General features: G+C 32.1%; 8 protein-coding genes. 3 read left to right on the forward strand and 5 right to left on the reverse strand.

The annotated features are described in order from the left end of the window. Positions 1 to 18 precede the first annotated feature (18 nt). From miaA to FHQ18_RS10410, 3 genes are read right to left on the reverse strand one after another with little or no spacing between them, the layout of a single operon-like run. Positions 19 to 936, reverse strand: coding sequence for a tRNA (adenosine(37)-N6)-dimethylallyltransferase MiaA (gene miaA / locus FHQ18_RS10400; RefSeq protein ID WP_149267117.1), 918 nt, complete (start codon positions 934 to 936; stop codon positions 19 to 21). Further along, positions 933 to 2,618: a DNA mismatch repair endonuclease MutL gene (gene mutL / locus FHQ18_RS10405; protein WP_149267118.1), complete on the reverse strand. Its 1,686-nt coding sequence runs from the start codon at positions 2,616 to 2,618 to the stop codon at positions 933 to 935. Before mutL ends, miaA begins: the two co-directional genes overlap by 4 nt. Continuing rightward, positions 2,615 to 3,577, reverse strand: a complete 963-nt coding sequence (locus FHQ18_RS10410; protein ID WP_149267119.1) for an acetyl-CoA carboxylase carboxyltransferase subunit alpha — start codon at positions 3,575 to 3,577, stop codon at positions 2,615 to 2,617. Before FHQ18_RS10410 ends, mutL begins: the two co-directional genes overlap by 4 nt. 292 nt (positions 3,578 to 3,869) lie before the next feature. Between FHQ18_RS10410 and ald the strand changes: the two genes are divergently transcribed. From ald to cas8a1, 3 genes are all read left to right on the forward strand, one after another. After that, positions 3,870 to 4,979: an alanine dehydrogenase gene (ald, locus tag FHQ18_RS10415; protein ID WP_149267120.1), complete on the forward strand. Its 1,110-nt coding sequence runs from the start codon at positions 3,870 to 3,872 to the stop codon at positions 4,977 to 4,979. 217 nt (positions 4,980 to 5,196) lie between these two features. Continuing rightward, a complete protein-coding gene (cas6, locus tag FHQ18_RS10420) occupies positions 5,197 to 5,931 on the forward strand; it encodes a CRISPR-associated endoribonuclease Cas6 (protein WP_188020392.1) in 735 nt (244 codons plus the stop codon). Beyond that, positions 5,928 to 6,800, forward strand: coding sequence for a type I-B CRISPR-associated protein Cas8b1/Cst1 (gene cas8a1 / locus FHQ18_RS10425; protein ID WP_149267122.1), 873 nt, complete (start codon positions 5,928 to 5,930; stop codon positions 6,798 to 6,800). The genes cas6 and cas8a1 overlap by 4 nt, the downstream gene beginning before the upstream one ends. Before the next feature lie 58 nt (positions 6,801 to 6,858). Here cas8a1 and istB read toward each other — a convergent pair whose 3' ends face one another. Together istB and istA are read right to left on the reverse strand one after the other, a co-directional pair. Continuing rightward, a complete protein-coding gene (gene istB, locus FHQ18_RS10430; protein ID WP_149265513.1) occupies positions 6,859 to 7,596 on the reverse strand; it encodes an IS21-like element helper ATPase IstB in 738 nt (245 codons plus the stop codon). Then, entirely contained in the window at positions 7,596 to 9,146 is a 1,551-nt protein-coding gene (gene istA, locus FHQ18_RS10435; RefSeq protein ID WP_149265514.1) for an IS21 family transposase, read from the reverse strand. The genes istB and istA overlap by 1 nt, the downstream gene beginning before the upstream one ends. Between the last annotated feature and the right edge of the window lie 153 nt (positions 9,147 to 9,299).

Below are 9,299 nucleotides of genomic sequence, written 5' to 3' on the forward strand. Positions count from 1 at the left end.
AATAAATGTTTTATTTTTTTATATTGTTTCAAAAGAAGTTATAAGCTTATTCTTGATACTTTCAAAATCTAGTTCGTCTATATCTATCCAAATAGATTCATCCATATGCTTAAACCATGTAAATTGCCTTTTTGCAAAACGTCTTGTTTTCTTTTTTATATCATCCTTTACATCATTAATATCTCCACCTTTATTCAAATAATTTTCAATCTCAGTATATCCAATTGCCTTAAAAGAGGAGTATCTGCTATCATATCCCATTTGGTTCAATCTTTTGACTTCATCAATCCAGCCCTTTTCAAACATTTTATCTACTCTTTCATTAATTAAAGTGTATAATTTACTCCTATTTCTATAAAAAACATAAATATCGTACTTAAATTTAGGTTTTTTATGGAAAAGTCTATGAGCCTCAGTAAAAGGTATTTTTAAAATTTTATAAACTTCTAGTGCTCTAATTATTCTCACCAAATCATTTTCTGAAATTTTTGAAGCGTATATAGGATCTATCTTTTTTAGTTCGTCATGAAGAAAAGGTGTTCCTTTTTCTTTTGCAATTTCTTTGAGCTCTTCTCTTATTTCTTCATTTCTTGGAGGTCCTTCAAAAATGCCTTTAGTTAAAGATTCAACGTATAAGCCGGTGCCTCCAACAATTACAGGGATTTTTCCTTTATTCAGTATACTGTTAATCAAAGTTTCTGCATGATTGAAAAAATCTCCAGCTGAATAACTACAATCTGGATTTAAAATGTCTATTAAATGATGTTTTACTCTATCAAGCTCATCCTTTGATGGTTTGGCAGTTCCTATATCCATATACCTGTAAACCTGGTACGCATCTGCACTAATTATTTCAATATCCAGAAATTCAGTCAACTTTAATACAAAATCTGTTTTTCCAGTGGCAGTAGGCCCAGTAATTACAGGAATTCTCATCTGTGAAATTTCTTAAACAACTCGTTTTTATTAAGTTTAAAGATTATTGGTCTACCATGTGGACATGTATATGGATTTTCACATTCAAAAAGCTCACTGACCAGTTTTTTCATTTCATCCATAAGAAGTCTTTCACCAGCTTTGATAGCACATTTACATGAAATATTTAAATAAATTGGCTCTATAAAATCATTTTTACCGTTTAAATTACTTGAAGTAATTATAGATCTTATTTCCTCTTCAATATTTTTATTCAAAATTTCAGCAGGTAAGGCATTTATTTTTAAAATTTTTTCACCAAATATTTCTACATCTATCCCGCAATTCATTAATTTATCCTTATTTTCTGACACAAAAATAATTTCATCATCCCTGCACTCTAATAAAAAAGGTTCTGTTAAAATTACAGAATTAATTGGATTATCTTTCTTAATTAATTTTTCGTATAATATTCTTTCATGGGCAATGTGTTGATCAATAAATAAAACTTCATCCCCTTTTTCTACAACTATAACAGTATTAAAAAGTTGACCTAAAATCTTTAAATCATCCTCATTTTCAACACTATATGAAACCTCAGACTGGAAATCATCAATGCTTTCAATTTGTATTAATTTTGTTAAATCAACAGCATATTTTTCTTCATATTCACTAACACCATGGTAAGTTGTTTGCAAAATCTCTTCTTTTGAATACTCGATCTTTTCATCAATACTGTTTTTAGAAAAATCAAGTGTTTCAACTACAGCCTTAAAAATTGACTTAAATATCCTATTTGAATTATAAAATCTTACAAACATTTTAGCTGGATGAATATTTACATCAACAGAATCAGGCAAAACCTCAATGTTAATAGATGCAACAGGATATCTATTTTCAGGTATTTTTCGATGATATGCTTGTAAAATAGACTGTGCAATCATATTATCTTTTACAACTCTTTTGTTTACACCAATAAAAATATTGTCCTTTCTAAATTTTTGAACATTTGGTAGACTTATTAAACCATTGATTCGTAAGCCATCTTCCTCATAATTCACTTCTACTAACTCATCTATTCCAAAAATCTTTTTCCCTTTACTAATTAAAGTTTCATTACAACTAAATTCCAATAATATTTTTTCATTGCTAATCAGCTTAAATGATTTATCAGGATTTAAAAGAGCTATTTGTTTCACATATTTCACAATTTCTTTTTGTTCGCTAACAGGAGATTTTAAAAACTTATATCTTGCAGGTATTTTTGCAAAAATATTTTTAACCGTTACGATGGTTCCATCATAAAAAGAAGATGGAGTCACTTCCCCTACTTTACCAAAATCAACTGAAAGCTCAAAATTCCCACTTTTTATATTAAAATTACTTACAGAACTTATTGCAGCTAAAGCTTCACCTCTAAAGCCATAGGTGTTTATTTTAAACAAATCTTCATAGTTATTAATTTTGCTTGTAGCAAAACGCATTACAGCTAGGGGTAAGTCTTCTGGCTCAATTCCTCTTCCATTGTCAGATACTCTGATTAACGAAATCCCCCCATCCAAGATTTCAATTTTTACTTCTGTAGCACCAGCATCAAGGGCATTTTCTACCAGCTCTTTAACAACATTTACAGGTCGATCAACAACCTCCCCTGCTGCAATCTTATTTGCTACATGTTCCGGGAGAACTTTTATTTTACTCATTTAGCTTCTGCAAAAACTCCTATGGCCCTATATTTATTGTATCTATCTTCAAAAAGCTTATCGGAAGACATCCCTTTTAGTTCCATAAGATGTTTTTTAATTGCAATTTTTACATTTTTAGCTGTTTCAAGATGATCCCTGTGTGCACCACCTACAGGCTCTTTTATAATTTCATCAATCACATTTAATTTAAGCAGATCTTGAGCAGTTAATTTTAAAGCCTCTGCAGCCTTACCAGAATAGCTCGCATCTTTCCAAAGTATTGAAGCGCACCCTTCAGGACTTATTACTGCATAAATTGCATGCTCAAGCATTAAAACCCTATTTCCCATTGCAATGGCAAGAGCTCCACCACTCCCACCTTCTCCAGTGATAACAGTGATCATAGGAACAGTTAATCCAGCCATTTCTCTCAAATTTCTTGCAATTGCTTCAGCCTGTCCTCTTTTTTCAGCTTCAATTCCTGGATAAGCTCCAGGTGTATCAACAAAAGTTATTATTGGTCTTTTAAATTTTTCAGCAAGCATAAATACTCTTAAAGCTTTTCTATAACCTTCAGGATGTGCCATACCAAAATTTCTGTATATATTCTCTTTTGTATTTCTACCTTTTTGATGCCCAATAATTGTTACAGGCTCACCATCAAACTTTGCCAACCCGCACACAATAGCTGGATCATCTCTAAATAATCTATCCCCATGAAGTTCAACAAAATCTTCGAATATATATTTTATAAAATCTAATGTATAGGGCCTATTTGGATGCCTTGCTACCATTACTTTTTGCTGAGGAGTAAGGGATTTATAAATATTTGTCTTCACTTGAGCCAGTTTTTTCTCTAAATTTTCAATTTCTTTAGCAAGAGATTCTCCTGATAACTCAGACATTTTCTTAAGTTCTTCTATTTTTTTCTCTAGCTCAAAAATCTGTGTTTCAAATGGTAATGGTTGCACTGTCATATTTCACCTCTATATTTATTAAATAATAGTACAATTTAGAACTTTGTTCAATATCATAAATTGGATTGCAAATCAAAAAAATTAACTGAACAACAAATCATCTATTTAACTTATTTTAGTATTAATAAACAACAATTAAACCAAAAAAGGTGTATATCATTTTGTTATTTAAGAATAAAATTATTTATTTAATATTGTTTAGGTTTAATATTCTAAAACAAAAAAGTAAGTTTTGTTTGATATTTTAAAAAATTTATAATATTTAGGAGAAAATTTATTGGTGAGGTGTTGAATGATTATTGGAGTACCAAAAGAAATCAAACCTGATGAAAATAGGGTTAGTATTACTCCTGCTGGAGTTCATGAACTTGTAAAAAATGGACATAAGGTTTTAATCGAAAAAAATGCTGGTATTGGCAGTGGAATTACCGATGAAGAGTACATCCGTGAAGGGGCTGAAATAGTTGAAAGTGCTGATGAGGTTTTTGAGAATGCCGAAATGATAATTAAAGTAAAAGAACCCCAGCCTGTAGAAATAGAAAAATTTAAAGAAGGACAAATTATCTTTACTTATCTACACTTAGCACCAGATGAAAGGCAAACAAAAGGATTAATAGAGAAAAAAGTAGTGGCTATTGCCTATGAAACAATTGAAGTTAAAGGAAAACTTCCTCTTTTAGAACCAATGAGTGAGATTGCAGGAAAAATGTCTTCATTAATGGGTGCATATTATCTTGCTAAACCTTATGGTGGAAGAGGCGTGCTTGCAGGAGGTGTTGCAGGCGTTCACAGTGCTAAATTTGTTATCATCGGTGGTGGAACTGCTGGATTAAATGCAGCTAAAATTGCATCAGGATTAGGAGCACGTGTAGTAGTAATGGATATCAATTTAGAAAGAATGAGATACTTGGAAGATATTTTACCTGCAAACTGTGAAATGCTTATGTCAAATAAAGTAAATATAGAAAATGAAATAAAAGATGCTGATGTTGTAATTGGTACTGTATTGATCCCTGGTGCTAAAGCTCCAAAACTTATTACTAAAGAGATGATTACAAAAATGAAGAAAGGTGCTGTAATTGTTGATGTAAGTATTGATCAAGGCGGTTGTGTTGAAACATCAAGACCCACAACTCACCATGACCCTGTATATGAAATTGATGGGATATTGCATTACTGTGTAGCAAATATGCCAGGAGCCTATGCAAGAACTTCGACTTATGCACTCACAAACGCAACCCTGCCTTTCGCCATTGAAATTGCTAATAAAGGGTGGGAAAAAGCATGCAAGGAAAATGAATCAATTAAAAAAGGAGTAAACGTAGCTTTTGGCCATGTAACCTGTAAACCTGTGGCAGAAGCCCACAATCTTCCATTTAAAAATATAGAAGACATTATTTAAAATTTAAAAATACAAAAAATTCCACTAATATTAATCAGGGGACTACAATCCAATAGATTTAGTCCCCGTTTTCTTTAAATTCATACGCATTTTTAAATTGTGTTTATACAGAAATCTTCTTCAATCACTAATTAAAAAATCAATAAAAATTAAAATTTTTTGCAAAAATTTTAATTTATGGTATAATATATTAACAATAGATCATTGGGGGGATGTTGTGAGATTTGGTGCACGTTTTATTCTGGATAAAGAGCCCTATTTTATTCCTCACGATTATAGAAAACATTTCCTATCACTGATAAAGGAAGCCATCAAACTTTCAGATATAAAATTGTTTGAAAAGTTTTATGGAAATAATTCTAAAAATAGACAGAAACCTTTTACTTTTTCTGTTTCGTTTGTTTCATCAGATAATCAATCAGAGAAAGGAAAAATATTTCTTGATTCAAATAAAGTAACACTTCATTTTTCAAGCTTTGATCCTAAAGTTTTAATAAATGTTTACAATGGATTTGTAAAACTTTCAAAAGAAAAGTCATTAAATTACCTGGGAGGTAGTATTCAGATTAACAGATTTTTCTATAAGCAAAGAAAATTGATAAACTCAGATAGAGTAACTTTTAAAACATTATCCCCAATAGTTGTGAGAGAATTAAAAGACAAAAAAGGTGTTGGTTTTATTGACTGCAATCATCCTGATTTTAAAAAGAATTTATTTTACAATGTTAAAAGTATAGCAAAAGTTTTTCTCGATTATGATTTAAAAGAAGACGAGTTTCAAATCTTTGATCTTAGAATTAAATCAAAAAAAGTTAATATTTACGGCAAGGAGATTGCAAATAAAGGGATATTTACTGTTAAAGCTCCAGTTTCAATCCTTCAGTTGATTTATGATGCCGGAATTGGTGCAAAGCGTTCCCAAGGGTTTGGAATGTTGGAGGTGATTGGGTGAAAGAGAAAACGTATCTCGGCGATTGGCTTTATAATGCTGGTATTGTTGGATTTTTGAGAATAAATCAAGATTTCTTTTATGTAAAAGAAAATAACCTGATTTCAAAAGATGAAAATCTAATCAAATTTGGTGAAAATTTTATAGAAATCGACAGAAAAATATTTGAAAATTTTTCACAAAGGTTCTTTGATTATTCATTTCAAACATACATAAAATTTTACGGACATCTGAATAGGCTTAAAAGTATAAAAAACAATCATTTGAAGCAATTAGAAAAAGCCTTTAAGCAAAATGAGGAAAAAAGTGTAAGTGATCTCTGGAAGAGTATATTAAAAATTATAAATCAAATAGATGTTAAGAAAAAATATGGGTTTTCTAAAGCTATACCAAAAGCGCTCAAAAACATAGAAGATGCAAAAAAAATTATTGATGAAATTATAGAATATATTGCTAATCTACCGCCTGAAGTGAAAAATAAAAAGGCTGTTGATTGGTTTAGAGCAAACAAGTTTTTTCAGAAAAACTGGCTCAACTCTGTATCAATAAATACCTTTAAAACAAAATATGAAGTTCCACTGATAAAAAATAATTTAAAAAATCAAACTGCTGGAAAAGGTAAAGATAAGATCGATCTTCCGTGTATAGTTTGTTATCCGCATAGAAGTGCCAAAAAGGATAAAAAATTTTCTACTTCTATATCAAATTTCGCAGGGTTAAATGCTGATTTAATAAATTTTATCTATATGCCTCAGGACAGAAAAGTTCCTAATAAGATAGAGCTCCCCCTTTGTGATATATGTGAAATTGTCTATTTTTTGCCCGTATCGCTTTATTCGGACACCCGTATCGCTATCATTCGGACACTTTAGACACTAATTTTAAGACCCCTTCTATGCAAAACTAACCTCACGGTATTTTTTAGTATCACTAAACTATATTCTCCTCTGATTTCAGTTTTCTAACACTTTCTCCGCTAAGTTTTATCTTATGACTGCTATGTACCAATCTGTCAAGTATTGCATCTGCCACAGTGGCATTCTTTAGACAATCATACCAGTTATCAATTGGTAATTGAGAAGTAACTATTGTTGAATTCACGCCAACTCTATCCTCTATTACTTCTAATAAATCATTAGCTTCATCAGCCTCAAACGCACTGATACCAAAATCATCTAAAATGAGAAGATTAAACCTTGCAAGACGGGAAAGCATTTTTATATAATCACCTTCTAACCTTGCCAGTTTTAATTCTTCCATTAATCTGGGAACCCTGTAATATCTCGCAGTATAACCATCAAGAATTGCTCTGTTTGCCAGTGCTTGAGCTATATAGCTCTTCCCCGTACCAGTAGGCCCAGTAATAATTATGTTCTGTTTTCTTCTCAAATAATCACCTCCTATCAGAGAAGTCATTATACTTTTATTCAATCCCCGTTGAATACCGTAATCGATATCTTCCACCCTTGCCATCTTCTCTTTCAGTTTTGCGGCAGCCAAGTTTCTTTTAATCTTTCGATTCAGCCTTTCCGATAGTTCGGCTTGAAGTAACTGAATTAATCTTTCTTCAAAGGGCATTTCGTTGTAAACTGGGTTTTCTTGTTGTTTGGTAAGTGCAGCACTAAACCCTTTTAAACTTAATTGTGATAAAAGATTATCAAGTTCCATTACTTTTCCTCCTTCTCTTCCTTGTAGTATTGTTTACCCCTTATATTCTCATGCTTATTTAAAGGGGTGATATCTTTTTTCGGTCTTTGCTGATAAGATTTGGTCTTCAAGATAGTTTTTACGCTTTTTACTGTAAACGCTCCTATTGAAATCGCTTTTTGACAGCTTAATTCCAATTCCTTTGCAGAGTATTCATCGGATAATTTTAATATCGCAATACAGGTTCTATAAGCATTTACAGGGTGATTCCTTGATTCCATTATCATTTTCATCAACTTAGTCGTATTTAAGCCTATTTTAGATGCCCAAAAAAATATTCTTTTTGGACTCCATCTTTCTTTACTCAATACGTGGTTAGGTGGCATATGTTCATCCAAAGTAGAAGCTTGACCTTTAATAAATAACCTGGGATGAACTGCTATTAATTTACCTTTGAAAAATATTTCTACGGTAGTGTTGGAATACCATACATCAACCTTTGATTTTATATATTGATAAGGAACAGAATAATAATTACCTGCAACTTCCACATGATAATCTAAATGAACCGTTCGTAATAAGTGCTCTCTATATTGGTAACGCTTCTTAGGTAATGGTAGCAATTCTTGACGCTCTAACTCCTCTAACAGCTCAAACCTACTCTTACCTATACCCCTTATCTTTTTTTCATTGTATTGCTCCATAAGAGGCTTTATAACAGCATTTATCTCTTCTACTCCGTAAAACACCCTATTCCTCAATTTGGCTAATATCCAGCGCTGTATCCCCTGAACTGCCTGCTCCACTTTCGCTTTATCCTTTGGATGGTTAGGTCTAGCTGGAATTATTACTGTATTGTAATATCTTGCCATATCTAAATAGCTGGAATTCAATTCAAGGGTTTCTCGAGTATTCTTTATTACTGCTGATTTTAAATTATCAGGAATTATTTGTCTCGGAACTCCTCCAAAATATTCAAAAGCCAACGTATGAGACAATATAAACGAAGACTGCTTTTGATTAGGAGTCGCATGAACAAATACCGCACCCGAGGCTCCAAGTACTGCTACAAATATTTGAACTGCTTTCTCCTCTCCTGTACTTACATCAACCATATTCATCGTTAATCCTGAATAATCAACAAACATCGTCTCCCCAGCATAATATATCTGACGCATTGTAGGGGATAGTCTTTGAATATAATCTTGGCAATATTTCTTAAACTGAGTATAGTTGTAACCTTCCGGATGTCTTTCTTTGTATTCCTGCCATAATAGTAACCATGTGACACCTTTTTTGCGTATCTCTTCAGCTATGTATGCAAAATCAGGTAATGGACGGTTGTTTCTTGACTTTGCTTTACGCTCTGGGAATAGCTTATCTTCAAGCTCATTATCCAAAAGCTTTAGCCCTTCTTCTATCGATAATCCCGTTATTTGAAAACGTGTACAGTAATCTAATACCGTTGATTTGGGAACTCCTAAAGAACGGCTAATTGCCCGATACGATAACTTATTTTGAAATCTTAAACGTAAAACATCTTTTACCATAGCCATAGCTAACCTCTTCATTTTTACTCCCCCTTTGTTTACTTTATGGGGAGTTTAGAGGTTAGTTTCGCTTAACTCAAGGTGTCCGAATAGTAGCGCTATGGTGTCCGAATGTTTCCGATACGGTGTCCGAATAAAAACGATATCACTGTCCGAATGTCAGCGATACAGGCA

Origin of the sequence: Deferribacter autotrophicus (assembly GCF_008362905.1) — a bacterium.
GTDB classification, from domain to species: domain Bacteria; phylum Chrysiogenota; class Deferribacteres; order Deferribacterales; family Deferribacteraceae; genus Deferribacter; species Deferribacter autotrophicus.